Origin of the sequence: Phyllobacterium sp. 0TCS1.6A, from assembly GCF_026420825.1 — a bacterium.
Taxonomy (GTDB): domain Bacteria; phylum Pseudomonadota; class Alphaproteobacteria; order Rhizobiales; family Rhizobiaceae; genus Phyllobacterium.
Map to the genome: position 1 here is coordinate 252,919 of NZ_JAPMAB010000004.1, position 19,868 is coordinate 272,786.

The 19,868-nt window shown below is 59.2% G+C and carries 14 protein-coding genes; 7 read left to right on the forward strand and 7 right to left on the reverse strand.

Annotation, left to right across the window (positions count from 1 at the left end):
- The first annotated feature begins 147 nt into the window (after window positions 1-147).
- Both OSJ75_RS12105 and OSJ75_RS12110 read left to right on the forward strand, forming a co-directional pair.
- A complete protein-coding gene (locus OSJ75_RS12105; protein WP_267228238.1) occupies window positions 148-7,779 on the forward strand; it encodes an SH3 domain-containing protein in 7,632 nt (2,543 codons plus the stop codon).
- A 276-nt stretch (window positions 7,780-8,055) separates the two neighbouring features.
- Complete coding sequence (locus tag OSJ75_RS12110) at window positions 8,056-8,376, forward strand: helix-turn-helix domain-containing protein (protein ID WP_250017321.1); 321 nt, start codon at window positions 8,056-8,058, stop codon at window positions 8,374-8,376.
- A gap of 16 nt (window positions 8,377-8,392) precedes the next feature.
- Here OSJ75_RS12110 and OSJ75_RS12115 read toward each other — a convergent pair whose 3' ends face one another.
- The 4 genes from OSJ75_RS12115 to OSJ75_RS12130 are packed head-to-tail and all read right to left on the reverse strand — an operon-like array spanning window position 8,393 to window position 11,694.
- Window positions 8,393-9,631, reverse strand: coding sequence for a sensor histidine kinase (locus OSJ75_RS12115; RefSeq protein WP_267228240.1), 1,239 nt, complete (start codon window positions 9,629-9,631; stop codon window positions 8,393-8,395).
- A gap of 2 nt (window positions 9,632-9,633) precedes the next feature.
- Window positions 9,634-10,182 carry a hypothetical protein gene (locus OSJ75_RS12120; protein WP_267228241.1) on the reverse strand — a complete coding sequence of 183 codons (549 nt, stop codon included), beginning with the start codon at window positions 10,180-10,182 and terminating at the stop codon, window positions 9,634-9,636.
- Window positions 10,169-10,837 carry an FkbM family methyltransferase gene (locus OSJ75_RS12125; protein WP_323748430.1) on the reverse strand — a complete coding sequence of 223 codons (669 nt, stop codon included), beginning with the start codon at window positions 10,835-10,837 and terminating at the stop codon, window positions 10,169-10,171. Before OSJ75_RS12125 ends, OSJ75_RS12120 begins: the two co-directional genes overlap by 14 nt.
- 41 nt (window positions 10,838-10,878) lie before the next feature.
- Window positions 10,879-11,694 carry a response regulator transcription factor gene (locus tag OSJ75_RS12130; RefSeq protein ID WP_267228242.1) on the reverse strand — a complete coding sequence of 272 codons (816 nt, stop codon included), beginning with the start codon at window positions 11,692-11,694 and terminating at the stop codon, window positions 10,879-10,881.
- Between OSJ75_RS12130 and OSJ75_RS12135 the strand changes: the two genes are divergently transcribed.
- Window positions 11,693-12,085: a hypothetical protein gene (locus OSJ75_RS12135; RefSeq protein ID WP_267228243.1), complete on the forward strand. Its 393-nt coding sequence runs from the start codon at window positions 11,693-11,695 to the stop codon at window positions 12,083-12,085. The two genes, OSJ75_RS12130 and OSJ75_RS12135, sit on opposite strands and share 2 nt — an antisense overlap.
- A 3-nt stretch (window positions 12,086-12,088) precedes the next feature.
- Window positions 12,089-12,502, forward strand: a complete 414-nt coding sequence (locus OSJ75_RS12140) for a hypothetical protein (protein ID WP_267228244.1) — start codon at window positions 12,089-12,091, stop codon at window positions 12,500-12,502.
- 99 nt (window positions 12,503-12,601) lie between these two features.
- Here the strand turns inward: OSJ75_RS12140 and OSJ75_RS12145 are convergent, their stop codons facing one another.
- From OSJ75_RS12145 to tssH, 3 genes are all read right to left on the reverse strand, one after another.
- Window positions 12,602-13,102: a hypothetical protein gene (locus OSJ75_RS12145; RefSeq protein WP_250017344.1), complete on the reverse strand. Its 501-nt coding sequence runs from the start codon at window positions 13,100-13,102 to the stop codon at window positions 12,602-12,604.
- Window positions 13,103-13,217: 115 nt separating this feature from the next.
- A complete protein-coding gene (locus tag OSJ75_RS12150) occupies window positions 13,218-13,694 on the reverse strand; it encodes an Hcp family type VI secretion system effector (protein WP_250017346.1) in 477 nt (158 codons plus the stop codon).
- A gap of 45 nt (window positions 13,695-13,739) precedes the next feature.
- The gene (gene tssH, locus OSJ75_RS12155; RefSeq protein WP_267228245.1) at window positions 13,740-16,520 is read right to left on the reverse strand and encodes a type VI secretion system ATPase TssH; all 2,781 of its coding nucleotides are present in this window, start codon (window positions 16,518-16,520) and stop codon (window positions 13,740-13,742) included.
- A gap of 166 nt (window positions 16,521-16,686) precedes the next feature.
- Between tssH and tssA the strand changes: the two genes are divergently transcribed.
- From tssA to tssC, 3 genes are all read left to right on the forward strand, one after another.
- Window positions 16,687-17,742: a type VI secretion system protein TssA gene (gene tssA / locus OSJ75_RS12160; protein WP_250017831.1), complete on the forward strand. Its 1,056-nt coding sequence runs from the start codon at window positions 16,687-16,689 to the stop codon at window positions 17,740-17,742.
- A 96-nt stretch (window positions 17,743-17,838) separates the two neighbouring features.
- Window positions 17,839-18,354, forward strand: coding sequence for a type VI secretion system contractile sheath small subunit (tssB, locus tag OSJ75_RS12165; RefSeq protein ID WP_250017351.1), 516 nt, complete (start codon window positions 17,839-17,841; stop codon window positions 18,352-18,354).
- A gap of 25 nt (window positions 18,355-18,379) precedes the next feature.
- On the forward strand, window positions 18,380-19,861 hold the full coding sequence (gene tssC, locus OSJ75_RS12170) for a type VI secretion system contractile sheath large subunit (RefSeq protein WP_250017353.1): 1,482 nt from the start codon (window positions 18,380-18,382) through the stop codon (window positions 19,859-19,861).
- Window positions 19,862-19,868: the final 7 nt, after the last annotated feature.

A 19,868-nucleotide genomic window follows, 5' to 3' on the forward strand; every position in this document is an offset into this window, starting at 1 on the left:
ATATTCCCGTATTCTCAAGGTAGTCGGCGGCTGGTTCCGGCCGCTGCGCGAATGATTGGAGGCCAAGCCACAGTTTCGCTGTCGTTTTCGGTGAGCGCTGCAGAAGCTGAGTGAAAACACGCTCTGAGCAAAAAGTCCGGATCCTGCATGCAACGTCCGATCAAGATTGCCAATCCCGCCCGCGCTGCTGTTGAAGCCGTTGCATGGTCTGCCGCCGTGACGGCCGCCAAGACAGCGGCAAAGGCGGTGACCAAGTCGCCGTCGCCCTCTCCGGCACCCGCCGCTCCACAGTCTGTCTTCACTACCGCGCCTGCCCGCCAGCAGACAACTCCAGCCAGCAGGAATGCCTCGCAGACGCTGCCCTTCGGCCAGCAGACAAGTACGGCACCTCTCGCCTTGACGTCAGGCATCAATCCGGCGGACTTCCTTCTCAATGGCATCACCGTGCCGCAGGAAAACGACACGCCGCCGCCATATATTCCGACGAACAACGTGCCGGTATCGGCGGAAGAAGCAGACGAAACGGAAGCTTCCGCCATCGTCGACCAGATGACGTCCGGACAGAGCATCGACCAGATTGCCGAAGATCGCGGCCTGACGCGTCAGCAGATACTCGATACGCTGGAATCAGGCGGCATGACCGTCGACGAAAACGCGCCGACCAGTGACAATGGGGACGTCCAAACCACCGCCATCACACTGGCGAACGGCGAAACGGTCAGCGAGTATTACGATTACCAGCATGATGCCTATCACACCGAATTAACGGGCGCGGACGGAGAACCTGTCGACGAAACGCCGATGCGCGACGGCAGTGGCCGGGCGATGAGCACGAGCTATGACGCCGAGACCGGGCAGACGTCCACGATCTATGAGGACGACCTTGGCGACGGGACCGTCACCGAGGACATCTTGATGCCCGACGGCACCTCGGTCGAAACGGTCGTCAACGGCACCGATGCAACCGGAGCCGGGATAGTGCCGATCACGACGGTGACGGTTCCGGGCGGCCAGCCAGTTACCCTCGATTCGAGCCAGGACCCGGGCGGTGAAACGACCCAGGCAATCCAGGACGCCCTGGCCGAGGGCGAGTCAATCGACCAGATTGCCGAGAACCGCGAGCTTACGCCCGAACAGGTCCGTGCGGAATTGCAGGCCGCCGGCTATACGGTGGAGACGACCGACCCGTCCAGTGACAATGGCGACGTGCAGAACACGACGCTGACCAACGCCCACACGGGCGAGGAAATCGCCTACACGCGCGATTGGCAACACGATGTGACGACGACCACGTCAACTGATGGCGACATGGTGACCACGCATTCCGAAACCGGCAATGGCGTTGTCACGGACCGTACGGAGAATACCAGCACAGGCGAGGTCGAAGAGGTCGTCTTTGATTCCGTCAACCAGATAATGACCACCACAACCATCGACGCCGATGGACGCGAAACGGTGAAGACCGACGATATCCAGGGCGACGGTGAGCCGAACGAATATGTGGTGGAGGAAGGCGACAACCTCACGGCGATCGCGGAAGCGAACGGGATGACGCTCGATGAGCTCCAGGAGCTCAATCCCGGGTTCTTCGCGGGGCGCGATCCCGATTTCATCAATCCCGGCGAAATCGTGATGGTGAACGATCCGGTCGAGACGACGGTTGCAGTTACCTTCAACGGGTATGAAGTCACGACCGCCCCGAACGGCGAAGTCACCGTCAATAATCTCGAGGACAATTACAGCGTCACGTTCGAGGAGGGCAGCGCCGGTGCGGACATGGCTCTGCTCGTGACGGAGGTCGATCGCAACAGCGACGATCCGGAAGAGGCGATGCAAGCGGAGGTTACGCTCAACCAGCTTGACTCATATTTTGCCAGCGAGGCGGCGCTGGAGATCCAGCAGGACCTCGATTTGCAGGAAGTCGAAGGCCTTGGTCTCGTATCGGCGAATACGAGAGCCGCCGTCGACGAATACGGATCGGGGGTCGTGGCCCAACCTTCGGTCGATGAGGATGGCGTTCCCGACCCCGTTGGCGAGCGCCCCGAGGACGTGCCCGGCAACTGGGTGCCCATCGACTGGCAAGGGACTTACCGCTGGGTTGCGCCGGAAGTCGCGGATGCGCTGACCGATGACGCGGCCGCGATGTCCAAACTCGGCGAATTGTCCAGCATGATCGACGTTGGCGGCGCGCAGGCCGATGTCTATGCACTCGATCCAGCCTATAATGAGGCGCGGGACGGCGCCGAGGACCTCCTGAACGAGAGACTCAATCCGCACGGCTATGAGGTGACCCTGGGACGGCCCGACATGACAGCCGAGGATGCGCAGGCGCGTCTGGACGAGGCAGAGGCAATTCGGGATGAGGCATCGGAGGTAGCAGGCCTCTATGAGGAAGCCAATTCTGTTCTCGATGAAGCGATTGAAGCGAACAATGTGCTGAGCACGACGACGCCGGTCGAAGCGCCGGGCGCTGACAATCTGGATCAAGTCGAAGGCACCCAAACCTGGACCGATGCCTATCAGAATGAGGAATACGCCAATTATCGGGCCCAGGTAGCGGATACGGAGGCGCTCTTCGGCCGGTATAATCAGTTGATTGCCCAGGGCGATCGGGGGTCGATCGATCTGGCCGTCATGCGCAATGAGGCGGCCGGCATCGATGCGAACAGCCCTGAACATCAAGCGCTGCTCGATATGCAGGAGGGGTTTGCTACAAGGGCAGAGCTCGCCGAAGCTTACTCGCAATATCTCGATGCCGAGAGCGAGCTGCGCAATTACGAAGCGGAAACCGCGCAGCAGCTGCGTCAAATGTTTGACGAATGGAACAGCACTTCCGGCGATACGCCCACTTATGTCACGGTCTACGCCACCGCCGAAGGGCAGGGGATGCTGGATCTCTACTATGATGAGGCGACATTCGAGGCGGAATACGGGTCTGACCGTGCCCAGGCCAATGTCACGAGCGGTCAATCGATCCGCCTGAGCGTATTCGGTACCGAGAACGAGATGCCGCCCGACTGGATCAACGCGGACTTGAACGATGCGTGGAACGCACATCATGCTGACGGTCAAGGCGAAGGTGTCCATGGGGGCAGCTTCATAACAGCCCGCGAGAATGCTGCTGCCAGATGGGGTGAATTGCAGGCAGGCCAACTCGATGCAACCATAGAACAATATCAGACAGACCTGACTGACCTTAATACGGCCTACGACACGCTGCTCACCGAACACGGCCCGGGTACCGCAGAGCTTCCCGAAGGTGCTTTCCCGGACGGGATCGAGCCGGTGACAGTGGAAGTCGCCGGGCAGGACATTCTTGTCACCCCCGAGGCCAAGGAACAGATCGAGGCGGGAAACTGGGATGGCGTGATCGAGGCTGGCGCGCCGATCAGGCTCGCGCTTGACGTGGATGGCGACGGCGAAACGGAAGAACGCTGGGTCGCGCCGGAGCTCGCCCTTGTTGCTCTGCAGATACAGGAGTCCGAGACGCAGATCGGTTCCTTGCAGGGTTATCAAGACTATCTGAATGGCTGGGCGGGAAGGCACCGCGACGACGCCAGCAACCCGTATAATTATTACGCAGCCGACAACGCCGATTATGAGGCGCTGACAGGCGACGAGGGGAATGCCCTCGCCGCAAATTTCCAGCATCAGTTTCAGGCATTCCACGAGCAGGGTTATGATGGCTCCTTCAATCCGGTCAGCAGCGGCGACCTGGATCAGACCGTGGCCGATGCCCTCGGACTCGACCCGGAAGATGAGCAGCATGCCGAGATCATCGACTCGGTAACGGAGGCGATCCAGGAGGAGGGCGGCGAGAATCCGGAACTCGCAATGTCGCCGATATTCCATGTCGACAGGAACGGCACGACGCAAACGATGCTGTTCGCCGTGCACAATAGTGATGGCGAGACGGTCTACATCGACATCACCGGCAAGACATTTACCAGTGTCGAGGATTTCCAGGACCACAACGACCAGTTCAGCGAAGAAGGCCAGATCGTTTTCGCCGAGAATTTCGATATGACGGCTGGTGAAGACGGCCAGGTCAATATCGATGCCGGGCAGGCCCGGAACATGTCGTTCCTGGAATCGACGGTCGATCCAGCAGTCGGCGTGATTACCACCGTTGCCACTGTCGGTTCGTTCATTCCGGGCGTCAACGTCGTTGCGGCACCCATCGCTATTGCCGGCGGCTTCTATCTTGGAGGCCGGGCGGTCGCCAATCAATATGAGCATATCTCGCATGGCGGCGAGTGGAACGATACTCAGTCCGTCATGAACATGGTCGGTGCGACGACCGCTGTTCTGCCCGGGGCCTCGGGGGTTCTGCGTACCATTGGTATGGTGCGCGCGGGCCTGCCGGGTGGTACGGCCGCAATGGCAAGCATTGGTGCGGTTGGCAGGAACAGCGCCTATGCGGACGATGTCGCGGGTTTCATGGGTTCGGGAGCGATGACAAATCGTATCGCCTATGGCGCCGACGTTGCTTCGCTGGCATCCGGCACACCGGCGCTCGTTGTTTCGGGTTACGATCTTGCCGTCAATGGCGGCGAGATGAGCGGGCTGGAGCTCGCCGGCGCTCTGGCCAATCTTGGCGTCGGTGTGCTGGGAACGGGCATGGGTATACGCGGCCTTCGCGTGGTTCCTGGCAGTAGCGTTCCTGGCAGTACCGGGGCGCCCGGAACCACGGCGCCATCAGGTGAGGCGTCCCGGGGAGTACCTGAGGCACTTGTGCCCGATAGGCTTTTGCTGCCGGTACCAGAGGCTGCGCAAGGGGCAGGTGCTCCGGCCCTTGATCCTGCAATGGTGCGACCAGCGGCCGTCCATGAACTGGGACCGGATGGAGGCTACCACCCAACCGGGGAGGTGGTCGATCTGGGCGCGGACGGATCTCTCATCGCAGGAGAAACGATAGATGCCGGCGGCAGTGGCCGGGGCGGCGACGAGTCCGAACCGATCATCGTCGTGGAGGAGGATGCACCCGGCAGTGCGTCGACAGGCCAGCCTGCAATTGATGCCGCACCCAACCGTCTCGCAATCGAGGCAGCGCCCGTCAACGAGTTTACGCTGGATCAGCTATTCCATATGTCTACCGCAGAGCGTGGTGCGGCAGCCGAGACCTATATAAGACGACTCCACAATTCGTCGGAACACAACATTCTCGATGGCACTGATGCGAGCTTCGCCGTGCCACAGAATACAGGCCTGAAAGTTCGCTCCCGCCGGGATGTCGACGCGGCGGTAGAAAACCGCTGGACGCAGATCATCCAGGCGCTTGAAGTCAAGAACTGGCGGCTTTGGGCAAATCGGGGCAACGGGAACGAGCGCCAGGAGGTGCCGCTCAGCAGTCATATCCAGGAACAGATCAATGCGGATATCGCGCTTCGCGATACGCGTTCGGATTATCTGCCACGCTGGATTTTCATCGACGCCCCTCCAAGCCCGGCCTTGCTGACAGCGCTCAATGCGGCCCGCATACCTGCCAATATTTACGGGCGCGTTCCTCCACTTGTGGATGGATCAACATATGTGCCCGGTCCCGACAACAACCTGATCGCGGCCAGGCTGGATCCGTCGCTCGGTCGGGGTTCATCCGACATGATCCGCCTTAATCCGAACTATGTGTATCGGCCAGGGGCGGACGGGGTCGTGCCGACAGCATCGGCCCTGCGTAACAGCGGCAAGCTTGGCGTGCTGATCACGGATGCCGATGGGCCTGTCGTCGTTGCCCTGGGTGATGCGCGTCTGCCGGGCCGCTCGGAAACCCAACCTGCGGCGACGCAAAAGGTGACACCGGTCGCGGATGCGCCGGAAGGATACCTTGCGATAGAAGCCTCCCCGCCATTGGCCGCGCTCGAGCCGGCGGCTGAACCGAATGCGGCCACGGCGCCGGAGAGCGGGACGGATGGCGCGGTCGATGTTGCAGCAGGCAACGAAGCGCCGGGGGGGCACGATGAGGACATTTCATTGTCGCCCGACCAGCTTAAGGCGCTGGACAGCAAACAGCTGCGGGCGCTCACTGCGGAACAAGTCGCCATGCTTTCCCCTGAGGGCCTTGAAGGGATCGCTCCCGGCAAGATAGGCAAGCTCGATCCCGCGGGCGTCGCTCAATGGAATACGGCCCAGATCGAAGCGCTTTCGCCGCGACAGGTCGAGCGCTTGAGCGTCGACCAGATCAAGGCGATGAGCGCCGGACAGTTGAGCCGGTTCAGCGATGATCAATGGAGCAGTCTCAACGAGGCGCAGGGCAAGGCCCTGACCAGCGAGCAGCTCGTCCTGGTCAGCGAGGATCATTACGCGCGAATCCCCGACAAGGCGCTTTCGAAGATCCATCCGGATGCGATCGGCCGCCAGGACGTCCAGTATATCAGCGACTATTCGGCCGATAAGCTGAAGGCATTGAGCTTTGAACAGATACGGTCGCTGTCGCCTGAACAGGTCGCGGCAATCGATCCTGTGCAGCTTGGGCGCATGCGTGCGGATCATATACGAAAGTTCAGCGCCGAGCAGTTCACCTGGATGACGCCGAGGCAGCGCGCGGCACTCAGCACCGAACAGGTATTGTCGCTGCGCAATACCAACAAGAACACACTTACGGAGACGCAGAAGGCCACGCTCAGCGCCCGGGAACAGAAGGCGCTGCTCAAGTCGCGCAATGGGAGTCTTACCAACGAGCAGGCACAATTGTTCCGCGACACGTTGAAGGCGGCGAAAAAGCGGGAACTGGGTTACTTCGCCAGCTTCGCCACCGGCACGACGGCGGGTATCGGCCTCGTCCATGCAACGCTTCCTCCCGAGTTGAGTGCGCCGGTGGCTGCTGCCGGTCTCCTCGTGCGAGGCAGTGTCACGGCCGCCCAGGGCATGTTCAAGAATGCCACTTACGACAATACGATGCTGGGACGTATTCTGAACGGCGTCGCTGGTGCCAGCTACCTGGCAACGGGCCAAGCGGGCTTGCAAAACCCGGCAGCATCGGCGCCATCGCTGGCGACCAATTTTCTCAATTCGCCCAAGGGCATGATCCGGTCTGTCACCGGCCAGACCATGTTACGCACATGGTCGACCCGTGTTACCGATCCGGCCGCCGTCGGCGTCGGCGTGAGCATCATGGTGAACAATCCGGACAATCCAGTGGCCTTCGGGGCCGGCGCGTTGATCAGTCTGGCGAACACCGAGAGCATCATCCGGGGCATCCGTACAGAACGTGTCTGGAATATGCCGCACCCGACCGACAAACAGGGTGCCGACCAGCTCGAAGCCAGCAACAAACGTTGGGATCGTTCGAAATTTGCCGCTGGCTTCGTCGGTCTTGTGGGGGCTGGGGGCGTTGTGACCACCCTGCTCACGAAGGACGATCCGCAGAACGCCGACGAGCCGGATTTGCCAACCGAGGCGCCAGGCCCGTCCACAATCTTGGCGCCGTCCGCTGATCCCGTACCGCTGCCGCCAGTCGCCGACAGTTCCACGCCTGCGCCCTCCGACCCGAACCTGACGCAGCCTTGGGAAATGGGCGGGCCGCAAATGCGGCCGGAGCCGGCTCCAACCTATTCGCAGTTCATGGTGGAGCCCGCGATTGGGCTCAATCTGAGGTCGGAGCCCGATGCCGACGCTATGATTGTGACCGCTTTCTCGCCCGGCACCGTTCTTGACCAGATCGGCGAAGTGGAGACAGACGCAGACGGCAGGCGCTGGACTCCGGTCGAAGGTGTCGGGCAGGATGGCGCTCCGGCCACAGGCTGGGTGGCGAGCGAATATATCAGTTCTCATACGGCATGAACCGACCCTTGAACCGACCCTTGGGGCCGCTGCAATCCTGAACGCGATTGCGGTTGCCGACAATGCCGATGCGGTAGCACTTGATCCTCAACTGTCCACAAGCTCTCTGCTTTTCGCGATTCAATCCGCGGCAACTCGTCAAAATTGTTGGCTGGGTAAATATGGCGGCTTGATTGTTGCCGCGCTTTCTTTTCGGCCGGGAAAGAGTCATCATTTCACGAATCATGACTCTGGTGAAATAAACCGAAGTGCGTGTCGGACAAAGAAGGAAAATAGATGCCTAGATACAAGGGGCAACTCGAACAAAGTGTTGAGTTGGCTATTTTTCAGACGCGGCTGGCAGCCGTCTTGAATGAAATGCGGAGGAACCGTCTGTTCAAGCTGAAGGATCTGGCAAAACATGTCGGCGTCTCCAATACCTACATGACAAAGATCATGCGTGGTCAGGCGAATATTTCCCTGAGCCTGTTATATTCTTTCTGCCGGGAATTGGACGTGACGGTGGTCGATCTCATTGGTCTCAGGGCCGATGATTCCACTGAAATGCCGAAGGGTGCCTTTACCCAGCTTAAGAATCCCGACGAAAGCACCACATAGCGGCCGCTTGGGCTCGTCACCTCAGTACATAGGTTATGCGGACCGTCGTCCCTAGACCGGCTGCCGAAGTGATCTTGAGTTTTCCTGCCATGGTTTTTACCAGACTGACGCAGTTTGTGAGCCCGAGACCGACATGAACACCGGCTTTCGTCGAAAAAAACGGCTCATGGGCCCTGACAAGAAACGACGACGTCATGCCGACTCCATTGTCGGATACCGTGGTAATCAGCTGAGTGCGGCGCCAGAGGCGGCGCTTTAACTCTGCCTTGATCGTAATCCGGGGGTCATTCGATCCAGCAACCGCATTGACGGCGTTACCCACGAGTTCATCGATGAGCAGGTGAAATTGCGAGGCGGGGACGACAGCTGCGTTCGCTTCCTCGTCGATTTCCATTTGCAGTTCGAGCGGGCAGTTTTTTTCGATATCTACGAGCAATTCCCCAAGGGTGGTCGTCTTGGATCCGACTTTCGCATGCCCCATCGTCATCATGCCTTCATTGATACTGTCCAGTTCCGCGATCGTGCTGCGCGCCGCCTCGACGGATCCGGGGGAAGGAAGCCGGTCTTCGGCAAGATAATCGAGAAACAGCCGCAATGCCGCGATGCGCGAACGGGTCATATGTGCGAACAGGGACGCAAAGGACCGGACGTGCTCGTCCTTGCGCCGGGCAAGCAGGCTCCTTTGAAAAATCAAAAGAAACGCAACTCCCAGGACGAGAAGAGCGCAGGCGAAAAGAAGCTTGTTTCGCATCGCATTCGCCTCGATGGCTGCCGTGGCTCGCAATGTCAGGCTGTGCGCCAGCGTAGCGCCGGAAATGCGGAAAATATCGGCTTCGAACGTCGGGATCGATTCAAGCGCCTCTTTTAGCTGATCGTTCGCCCTGATATGCGGCAAGAGCGAAGTTTCGATGGCGGCGACGGTACGGTGCAATACATCCAGTTCGGGAACATCGAGGAAGCGATCGACGTAGTCCAACTTCGCCAAGGCCTTCAGATTGAAGGACAGCAGCATGGTTTCCGCCAGGAGCCGCGGCTGGGGTTGTTGCGTTGCTACTGCAACGATCAGATACCCTTTGATATTGGCGAGTTTTTCCCGGGCCTGTGACGCCCGATCCTGAATCTCGAAGGTCTGGCTCATGATCTCGTCTGTCTGCACGCGGTAATTGTCGGCGCGCAGGAACGACAAGAGACAAAAGCCAGCACCGAGCAGTAGCGCTCCGTAAAGGGCCGCGGTGATGTATTTCCGCCAGTTCATGTCTAGTCGGCCGCCCGCATCTTGACGACAAACCAGACCCAGATCGAGTTGCGACCGGGTACATAGGCCTTCGGGAGCTGTTCCAATGGCCAGATAATGTAATAGGGCCCGCCATCATCCAGCGAGAGCGGCTTGTAGTCCTGGCCGGAACTGCAACCATCGCTTGATCTGTCCGCTTCGGTACAGGCTCTCTCCACGGCCAGTATGGGCGAGTATGTGCCGATCTCCTCGTTTGTTATCTTGGTGATGTAATTGTCGAAAGCGGTCACCTCGACGGCGGCGCGACCGTCTATGCCGTTCTTTGCGATGATGTCCTTGAGGCGTGGCCCCCGATATTGGAACTTTTCGCCACTCTTGCTCCATGGCGTGGCCGTTTCGATCATATGTTGCGGAAAATCCTGCCGCAGCTGCTCAAGAGAATACGAGACCGATGGTTCCCCGGGCTGACGTTCGATATGGACTTCCGCCGGATCGGTCCCTGCCGCAAGGGCCGGAATGGCGGTGAGCGCAACAATGCAAAGCGCGGCCGGAAGAAATCTAGGCAGCCGCATGGATGTCCTCCGCCTCATAGCTGCGTGGATCCGTATTGCGGGAAAAAAGCACGCAAGGGCCGCTCGACCCCCGCGGATCATAGGCAAATCCTTTGTCTGCCATGGCGCTCGTGAGATGCCGGATGCCTTCCAGACCATAAAGATGGTCATGGAACTCCAGAAAGACCCTCTCGACGCCTGGCAACTCGGCGCCCTTGAGCAAATCCAGCTCTGCACCCTCGATATCCATGACGATAAGGTCGATATTCGCCTGACGGATGAACTCGTCAATATTCGTGGATTGAATCTTGATGGTCTTGAGATAGGGGCCCTGATGCTCAAGCAGTGACGACATCCACAAATCTTCCCGCACATAGAAGGTGAAATCTTGCGGCGGGCCGGCTGTCAGCAAGCCCTGTCTCAATTCCACATTGTTGCGGTTGTTCGCCCTGATGACTTTTTCGGCCAGCGTGACGGTATGCGGGTTGGCCTCGAACGCCATGACCTGCGTGCCGTCGACTGCCGCCAACAGGGACGTGATCACGCCAATGCCACTGCCGAGTTCAAGAATACGGTCCTTGGGCCGTGCGGCCTTCACCGCCCATCGTGCTTCTTTTGCTTCGTAGCTGCCATCACGCAGCGCCGACCATATGATGTCGGACACTTCGTCGGGCATGATCGGGACGTCTATACCGTGCAAATGGAGCGTGTTCTTCATCATAATCCTTTCGGCAATATTCCGGTCTTCAAGAGCTTCGCACGGGCGCGTTTATAGTATTTTTCCGCAGAATCGGGATCAATGCCTATGCGATGGCCGAGTTCCTCATAAATCTGGCGCCGGCTCTTGCCTTCCGGACGTTGTCGCATCCAGTTGATAAGTTCCTGTTCGCGAGGCGTCAGTCCGGAATAGACGAATTCCGGAGGTGCCATTGCCTCGTCGGCAAATCGCACGCTCAAACCCTCATTGGCAAAATCGTCCAGGACCTCGATCATTGATCCAGGCCGGATGTGGTTCTTGGCAAGGTATGCGGATACGCCAAGTTTCTGCATAGCCCGCCATTCCTCGTCAGAATCGGAGCCCGTAATGACAAAGTGAATGGCATTCGGTGACATTTCGATGATGGTCTGCACAACCGCGAGGCGGTCGGATTGCGATCGAGGGTCAAATCCTGGCAGGCCGGGATCGATAATGACTAGATCGAAGAGATTAGTTTCCAGCATATCCATGGCCTGGGACATGTTGGCGGCGCCCTGGACAAAACATGTTGTCAATGCGCCCTTCAATTCATCGACGAGAATGGTCCTCATCAAATGCTGATCCTCGATAATCAGCACGTTCTGCACATGTTTTGACTGAGTTCCCAACATCGCTGAGCTCATATTGCCGATACCGAACCGTATAGCCTGCACCATCCAAATGGAAGTGCTCGGCGATGCGAAGTCAAACAGGGACAGCACTGTCCCTGTTTCACATAATCTCTTCGAATTACTGTCGCGAGACAATGAGAAAATCTGCAGGGTGAGGAAAAGCATGTCATTAGCGCTTGTCGCCACAAACAGGATTGGCACTAAGGTTGCTGACGGGCAGCAATCGATGCTGGAGGTCATCCGACGCCACAAGACCGCACTGAAGCAACACGAATCGCTGATCGAGCGCTGTGAGGAAGCAAGCCTGGCTGGAGAGGAGTGCTCGAAACTGGAGCAACGCCTGCTCGCAGCCGAAATTGCCGAGCAGCACGCGCGCGCCGCCTTTTTCAGCCACCCGGTCAAAACGATGGAAGACGTTGCGGCGAAGGCAAGACATGTGCGATCGTTCCTGCACGAGGAAGAACCGGATAAATCCGAAATCGACATGCTGATGAGATCGCTGGAGTTTCCGGCGATGGCAGCTTCCCGGAAAAAGCAGCGATCGAGGTGCGCATAGCCAATGCCCGACTGGACACTTTTCGATCCCGAGGCAAATACAGGATTGTTCACGGGAGCCGATGCGGTTTTCAGAGCGAAGATCAGGCCGCTCATCGTTCTCTTCGACAGGCTGCAATCATGCCTCGATGACTTGGAGAAAAGCGCGGATGCGGCAAAAAAACGAGCGTGCTGGGCGCGGGCGGAAGGCATTCATCGGGAAATCATGACGAGATGGCGCCTGTCATTTTTCCTGGCCCGCAGAGCGGTCGATGCACATCTCGCGAAGATGGGACTCAATTCATCGCTCCCCGAGCACGAGTCGTTGCGAAATGCCGTTCACAAAAAATGCCGCCCAACGACCAAGATGGCTTTTATCCTCCTGCAGTTTGACGATCTCCGCTCCAATAGGCCGATGACATCGGCAAGGCGAAGCTGATCGGGTATGATGAGCTTGGTGTTTTTCTCGTAGTCCGCGGTATCGGAATCGCTCCAAGGCTTGTCGTCAATCCATGCAAGCGAGGCCCCGTCATCTCGATCAGAGGCGCTCGCCCACCAGATAGGCATATTGGAATTTCGTCGCGTAATTGGGGATTGCATCCGCTTGCGGTCCATAAAGAACATCGGGCGTCAGGATTGTGCCGACGTCCTTTGTCGTTGGAACCGTGCCGAGCAGATGGATATCGCGCGACAGGAACATCTGATTGCCGAACGAATTGGCGACGGCATAATTGACCTGCACGACAAAGACGGAATGCTGGTTGCGCAGCAGTTGCTGATTGATCTTGCCTTGATTGGCCTTCAGCCAGTTCTTCAGCCACACACTGAGCGAGGCTTCATTGATACCGCCGGCGATATAGGAAACCGCAGCAGCGACGCCCGCGCCCGCGGCCATCCGGCTGTTGTATTGGCGCGGACCATTGGCATAGGTCAGATATTCGAGGCTAGGACCGCGGCGCATGCTCTGTACCGGCGGCAGTTCGTTCTGGCTGACCGGTCGGACGCGAAATTGCGACGTTGTGACATTGAAATTAGGCATGACGGCTCCCTGCGGAAAACGGGTTCATTCTTCAACGGTCGCCGATCCGCCGGGTTGGCGGAAAGGCGAACAAGATGCCGCGCAGCCGCGGCACCTGGTCTTGGAATGATCGGCCTCAGGCCGCTTTGGTTGTCGCGAGATCGTAAGATGCGATCAGCGGCGACTGCGGCGACTGGTTCTCGTCGAACGGCGTGTATTTCACTTCCAGCTTGGTGAAGTTCAGCTTGATTGTTTCGACCGGGCGGTCGCCGTTGGAATCAATCGAGTAGCTGGCAAGCAGCGTATTGGTCAGCGAATATTCGATATAGGTCTCGCCGGGATTGCCGGTGGTGACCAGATGAATGACCGCGCGCTTGCCGGTGCGGCCCGAGCAGGCCTCCTGGAAAAGCTTGGTCGAGGAAGAATCGCTGACCTTGGTCAATATGACTTCCGAAACGGTGGGCTCGGAAGCTTCGCGGTTGGCGGCCGAACCGGCCGACGTGTTCATATTGCGCGAAACATTCCAGTGGATCGCTTCGATGTCCATCCACTTGCGGTGCTGTTCCTGGGTGGCGTCCCCCTGGATGCCATCAATCTGAAGGTAAATCGGCACGGTTGTGGTCTCTCCTGTTGGTGGTTGATTTTTTCCTGAGTGGTATCAAGGCACCTTTGCCTTTCGGGTCGTTGCCGCATCCGAATGGTTTTTGCCTCCATTCGGGGCTGCTCTATCCGCCAGCTGGTCGTCCAACCCGGCGAATTCCTTCATGCCGACCGCAGGGTCGGCATCGATGCTGAAGCGGTGGTCGTCATAGCCGATCGTGATTGTCGCGATCTTCCGGCCCTCGGCCACGGCGTCGAGGAAGAACGTCGAAAGCGTCGGAAGAAGATCGCGGGCGATCATGGATTCGATGGCGCGCGCGCCCATCTCGCTGGACACGGCTCGCGCTATCAGCGCCGCGCGCGCGTCAGGTGACAAGCCTACCTTCGTGCCATAGCTGGCGTTGACGCGGTCGCGGATGCGATCGATCTGAATATCGACGATATCCGACAGGGCGTCCTTGCCAAGCGGCATGAATGGCAGAACGACCGTGCGGCCAAGGAATGCAGGTTTGAAGTGTTTTTGCAGTTCCGGCAGCAGGAGTGTCTCGAGTGCTGCCGCGTCCGGCATGGTATCAGGATCGGCCGCCAGCGCGGCCAGCAGTTCCGAGCCGGTATTGGCTGTCATGACGATCGTAGTGTTCTTGAAGTCTATGTCGCGGCCTTCGCCGTCTCGCAACGTTCCCTTGTCGAAGACCTGATAGAAAATTTCCTGTACGCCGGTATGCGCCTTGTCGATTTCATCGAGCAGAAGCACGCCATAGGGCCGACGGCGAACGGCCTCGGTGAGAACCCCGCCCTCGCCATAACCGACATAGCCGGGCGGAGAACCAAGGAGCATCGATATCTTGTGCTCTTCCTTGAACTCCGACATGTTGATCGTCGTCAGGTACTGGCTGCCGCCATAAAGCAGATCGGCGAGGGAAAGCGCTGTTTCCGTCTTGCCGGTGCCAGACATGCCGACAAGCAGGAAGACTGCCGATGGTCGGCGCGGGTCGGACAATCCCGCGCGCGCCGCACGCATGGCTGAGGCGATACGCTCGATGGCCGCTTCCTGCCCGACGACGCGCTGCTTGAGGCGCGCATCCAGCGATTTGACCGTCTCGACCTGATCGGAAAGCAATTTGCCGACCGGAATGCCGGTCCAGCGGGCAACGAGGCTCGCGATAACCTCCTTGTCGACGGCACGCGGCATCAGCGGGGTTTCACCGGCGACGCGTTGAAGATTGCGCTCGGTTGCAGCGAAGGCAATGCGGGCATTGTCCGGCGTGGTCCCATGCCCTGGAAACTGGGCCACGTTGCTTTCGTCCGCTTCGCCCGTCGCAGACCCCTGCGGTTCAATTGCCTCGTCGGGCGAGAAGACCGCTTCCAATCGGTCGGCCTCGCGAACAAGGCGACGTTCCTCGTCGAATTTCTTTTCCAGGACATCGATTTCGACGGCCAGTTGCGTCGATTTCGCTTCGATCTGAGCGCGTCGCTCCTGAATTTCGCTTGTTTGGGGCTCGTTTTCGAGCCACGCCGTCTCGGTTCTGAGCAGATCGTGTTCCTTGCGCAACGACGTCAGTGCCTCGGGGACGGTCTGGCGACCAAGCGAGACGGCCGCGGCGGCGGTGTCGATCAGGCTGATCGCCTTGTCGGGCAGCTGCCGCGCCGGTATGTAGCGCGCCGACAATCGCACGGCTGCGGCAAGCGCCTCGTCGCGAATACGAACCTTGTGATGTGTCTTGAACGCGCCGGCGACACCGCGAAGCATGCGGATGGCGGTTTCTTCATCGGGTTCGTCCACCTTGACCGTCTGGAAGCGGCGGGTGAGGGCGGCATCCTTTTCGATGAAGCGTTTGTATTCGCTCCAGGTGGTCGCCGCTATCGTACGCAACTCGCCACGCGCCAGGGAAGGTTTCAGGATGTTGGCAGCATCGCCCTGTCCGGCCTGTCCGCCAGCGCCGATCAAGCTATGAGCCTCATCGATGAACAGGATAATGGGAAAGGCAGAGGCCTTCACCGCATCGACGACACCGTGGAGCCTGCGTTCGAACTCGCCTTTCACGCCAGCCCCCGCCTGCAGCAGGCTGAGATCGAGCGAAAGCAATCGAACCTGCTTGAGCATGTCGGGAACAGCGCCGGCTGCAATTTCGATGGCGAGCGCCTCTGCGATGGCTGTCTTGCCGACCCCGGCCTCGCCGACGAGGATCGGATTGTTCTGCCGGCGACGCATCAGGACATCGATGACCTGCCGCAATTCACGTTCGCGCCCTATCACGGGATCGATACGGCCTGCGCGGGCGTCGGCCGTCATGTCCTGAGTGTAGAGCCGCAGGAACTCATTGCCGTGCGAGGCAGCACCGGCCTCGGAGCTGGAAAATGACGCCGGTTCGGTGTCGTCCAACACCGCGGAACTCAGCTCTTCCTCGATCGATTTCAGATTGATGTCGCGCAGCGACGGCGCGATGGAGCGGGCGACGATCCGCACGGACTGTTCCGTTGAGAGCGCCATCAGCAAATCGCCGAGCATGACCTGTGTGCGGCCATATTGGAGCGAAGCAATCAGCCATGCCTCGCGTGCGAGCGTGAGCACGTTCTGGGACAATGTCAGCTGCGTTCCGTCCTCGCGAGCCATGTCCGCGATGGCGAGGCCCAATTCCTGGCGCAGTGCCTCGGGAGGCACGCCCGCCCGCTCGAAGCCGGGTGCTACGGACGCGATGTCGAGCAAGGCGTACAACCAGTGCGCGATCTCCACCGAGGCGTGTGCATTGCGTGCAGCAATGCCGGCAGCTGCCTCAAGACCGACGCGCAAATCAGGTTGCAGCGTTCGGATCAGGCGGTTGAGATCGATATTCTGCACTGGCAAAAGCCCCCTGTTCCTCGACCGTTGTCTACCTCGGCCCTCCAGAAAATACAACTAGGGTGTTATTAAAAAATACAACTAGGGTGTTATAAAATATTGACAAGGCCGTGACGCGGCAACACAATAAGGACCTAGGTGGATTTAGTTTGGGGCTGTTGTGCAGTTGAATGTCAGCGAGATCATCTCTCCATTGGGACCAGGTCTTCCATGCGGAGAAGACATTCGCGTAAGCCCGCAATTCAAGGAATTGTACTTCACGATCAAGGATGCCCGTAACTCGGCACGCAGCGCGGAAAGAAGCATTGCGCCGGGCGAACCGGTGCGTCTCACGCAATCCTGGCACGAGGTCAATGATCTCGGTTTGCAGATCCTTGTTTCGCAGAGCAAGGATATCGAAATTCTGGCGTGGCTGGCAGAGGCGCAACTTCGGCTTCGGGGGTTTGAAGGGTTGAAGGATGTTTTTGCCGCAACTGCCTCGCTGCTGGACAATTACTGGGACGAACTCCACTCCATCGGCCACGACGATGTCGCGGAAAAGCTCGCGCCCCTTGCCGGGCTCAACGGGATAAGCGGGGAGGGGGCCCTGATCCCGGCAATCCGCCTGTCTCCCCTGGTGCCGAACGTGCCGTTTGGCCAGCACACGCTCTGGGATTATCAGCTGGCGCAGCGAGCCAATGAGACCGGGCGCCGCAACGCGCTCTATGAGGCCGCGAGCGAGGCGGGCGTCGCGGCGATGTCAGCCCATCTCGGCATCTTGAATGAATGTATGGCCGCCTTCGACAATCTCGTGTCGGTCCTCGATCGTCGCTGTGGCGACACGGCGCCGCCGAGTTCCAACACCCGCAATGTTCTTGCCGAGGCGGCATCGGCGATCCGTGTACTTGGCGGCATCACCGTTGATGTACCGGTCGATGCCGTACAGGAAGAGCATATTGCCGACGGCAATGGCAGCGCGGCTTTGGCAGCTGCGCCGATCTCCGCCCGGGCGGTTGCCATCGGCACGAGGGAAGAGGCATTCGAGGTTCTGCTTTCGGTCGCGCGCTATTTTCGCGTCACCGAACCGCATTCGCCCATTTCCATGTCGATCGAGACATTGGTGCGGCGCGGCCGCATGGATTTCTCCGAGCTTTTAACCGAATTGTTGCCGGAACCGCAGGTGCGGATGGCTGTCATGACGGCTGCGGGAATTCAACCCGACGTCGAGAATAAAGGGAATTGACCGGCGCGTTCACGCCGGCCGTGCGGGACCGGTCGGCCAGGACCGGCTATTGCAACGTGGACCAACAATCGCGCTAGGCGCACGAAGGAGAGTTTGATGGCAAGTGTTCATGAAAAGCTGGAGAGGGTTCGCAAGCCGCGAGTCCATATCAAGTATGAAGTCGAGACCGAAGGCGCAATGGTGGTGAAGGAACTGCCATTCGTCGTCGGTGTCCTCGGTGACTTTTCAGGCGATCCCACGCAGCCCCTCAAGCCTTTCGGGGAGCGCAAATTCGTGCAGATCGATCGCGACAATTTCGACGACGTCATGCGCCGGATGACACCCGGTCTCAACATTGCCGTCAAGAATACGCTCCAGGATGATGGAACGGATCTGGCTGTTTCGCTCAAGTTCGAAAGCATGGAAGATTTCGAGCCCGGCGCAGTCGTCAGCCAGGTGCCGGCTCTGAAGGCATTGCTGGACGCCCGCAACCAGCTCCGCGACCTGATGAGCAAGGCAGATCGGTCCGAGGATCTGGAAAATATGCTCGAAAACATTCTGCAAAATGAAAGCGACCTGAAGAAACTGGTCGGTGAACTCGATGGTCGCGACGGTCGCGACCCGAAAAATTGAACGCAGCAACGGGAAGGATCGGGTGATGAGCGCCAAGACGCAACTGAAGCCGGAAGCTGGTATTGAACTCGAGCAAGAGGAAAACCTTCTCTCCAAGGTCGTGGCCGCGACACGCCAGACCGAACCGGACCGTGCACAGCATCTGCTGCGCACGCTGACCGACCAGGCACTGAAGGGCACGGTCGTCTATGATCGCAATTTGACCGTCACGCTCAACAACGCGATCGCCGAGCTGGACAAGACGATTTCGCGCCAGCTGGCGGCCATCATGCAGTCGCCCGAATTCACCAAACTCGAAGGCACCTGGCGCGGCCTGCACTACCTTGTGAAGAATACCGAAACGAGCGTGAACCTGAAGATTCGCGTGCTCAATGCCTCCAAGCGCGAACTGTCGAAGGATCTTTCCAAGGCGGTCGAATTCGATCAGTCGCGCCTGTTCAAGTCGATCTACGAGGACGAGTTCGGCACGCCCGGCGGTGAGCCGATGGGCGCGCTTGTCGGCGACTATGAGTTCGACAATTCGTTCGAGGAAGTACAGCTGCTTCAAGGCATCTCGTCGATTGCGGCGGCCGCCTTCGCCCCATTCATATCCGCAGCCAGTCCGCGCATGTTCGGCTTCGAAGATTACCGCGACCTTGCCCGGCCGCGCGATCTGGAGAAGATTTTCGAGACGGTGGAATATGCCAAATGGCGCTCGATGCGCGAGAGCGACGACTCGCGTTTTGTCACGCTTGCCTTGCCGCGCGTGCTCGCACGCATGCCCTATGGCCCCAAGACCAACCCGATCGATGAATTCGTCTTCGACGAGACGGGTGGTTCGAAGACCGGTGAACTGCCGCACAATGACTATTGCTGGATGAATGCCGCCTATGTGATGGGCGCGCGCCTGACCGACGCTTTCGCCAGGCATGGCTGGTGCACGGCGATCCGCGGCGCCGAGAATGGCGGCAAGGTGGAAAACCTGCCGATGCACATCTTCTCCAGCGACGATGGCGACCTCGATCTGAAATGCCCGACCGAGGTCGGCATTACCGACCGCCGCGATGCTGAACTTGGCAAGCTCGGATTTCTGCCTTTGTGCCACTACAAGAACACGGACTATGCCGTCTTCTTCGGCGCCCAGACCGCACACAAGCCCAAGGTCTATGACAAGCCGGAAGCAACGGCCAATGCTGCCGTGTCGGCTCGACTGCCCTACATGATGGCTACGTCGCGCTTTGCCCACTACCTGAAGGTCATGGGCCGTGACAAGATCGGCTCCTTCATGGAAGCCGAGGATTGCGAGGCCTGGCTCAACCGGTGGATTTCCAACTACGTCAATGCCAATGACGAGGCAGGCGAGGAATCGCGAGCCAAGTATCCACTGCGCGAGGCGAAAGTCACGGTTCAGGAAGTCGCTGGCAAGCCGGGCTCCTACAATGCGGTGGCATGGATGCGCCCTTGGCTGCAGATGGAAGAGCTGACGACCTCGCTTCGCATGGTCGCCCGCATTCCGGCCAAGAACTAAGCATGCG

Coding starts and splice junctions, on each gene's coding strand:
- OSJ75_RS12105 (WP_267228238.1), top strand. CDS start 148: ATGCAACGTCCGATCAAGATTGCCAATCCCGCCCGCGCTGCTGTTGAA.
- OSJ75_RS12110 (WP_250017321.1), top strand. CDS start 8,056: ATGCCTAGATACAAGGGGCAACTCGAACAAAGTGTTGAGTTGGCTATT.
- OSJ75_RS12115 (WP_267228240.1), bottom strand. CDS start 9,631: ATGAACTGGCGGAAATACATCACCGCGGCCCTTTACGGAGCGCTACTG.
- OSJ75_RS12120 (WP_267228241.1), bottom strand. CDS start 10,182: ATGCGGCTGCCTAGATTTCTTCCGGCCGCGCTTTGCATTGTTGCGCTC.
- OSJ75_RS12125 (WP_323748430.1), bottom strand. CDS start 10,837: ATGCCCGACGAAGTGTCCGACATCATATGGTCGGCGCTGCGTGATGGC.
- OSJ75_RS12135 (WP_267228243.1), top strand. CDS start 11,693: ATGTCATTAGCGCTTGTCGCCACAAACAGGATTGGCACTAAGGTTGCT.
- OSJ75_RS12130 (WP_267228242.1), bottom strand. CDS start 11,694: ATGCTTTTCCTCACCCTGCAGATTTTCTCATTGTCTCGCGACAGTAAT.
- OSJ75_RS12140 (WP_267228244.1), top strand. CDS start 12,089: ATGCCCGACTGGACACTTTTCGATCCCGAGGCAAATACAGGATTGTTC.
- OSJ75_RS12145 (WP_250017344.1), bottom strand. CDS start 13,102: ATGCCTAATTTCAATGTCACAACGTCGCAATTTCGCGTCCGACCGGTC.
- tssB (WP_250017351.1), top strand. CDS start 17,839: ATGGCAAGTGTTCATGAAAAGCTGGAGAGGGTTCGCAAGCCGCGAGTC.
- tssC (WP_250017353.1), top strand. CDS start 18,380: ATGAGCGCCAAGACGCAACTGAAGCCGGAAGCTGGTATTGAACTCGAG.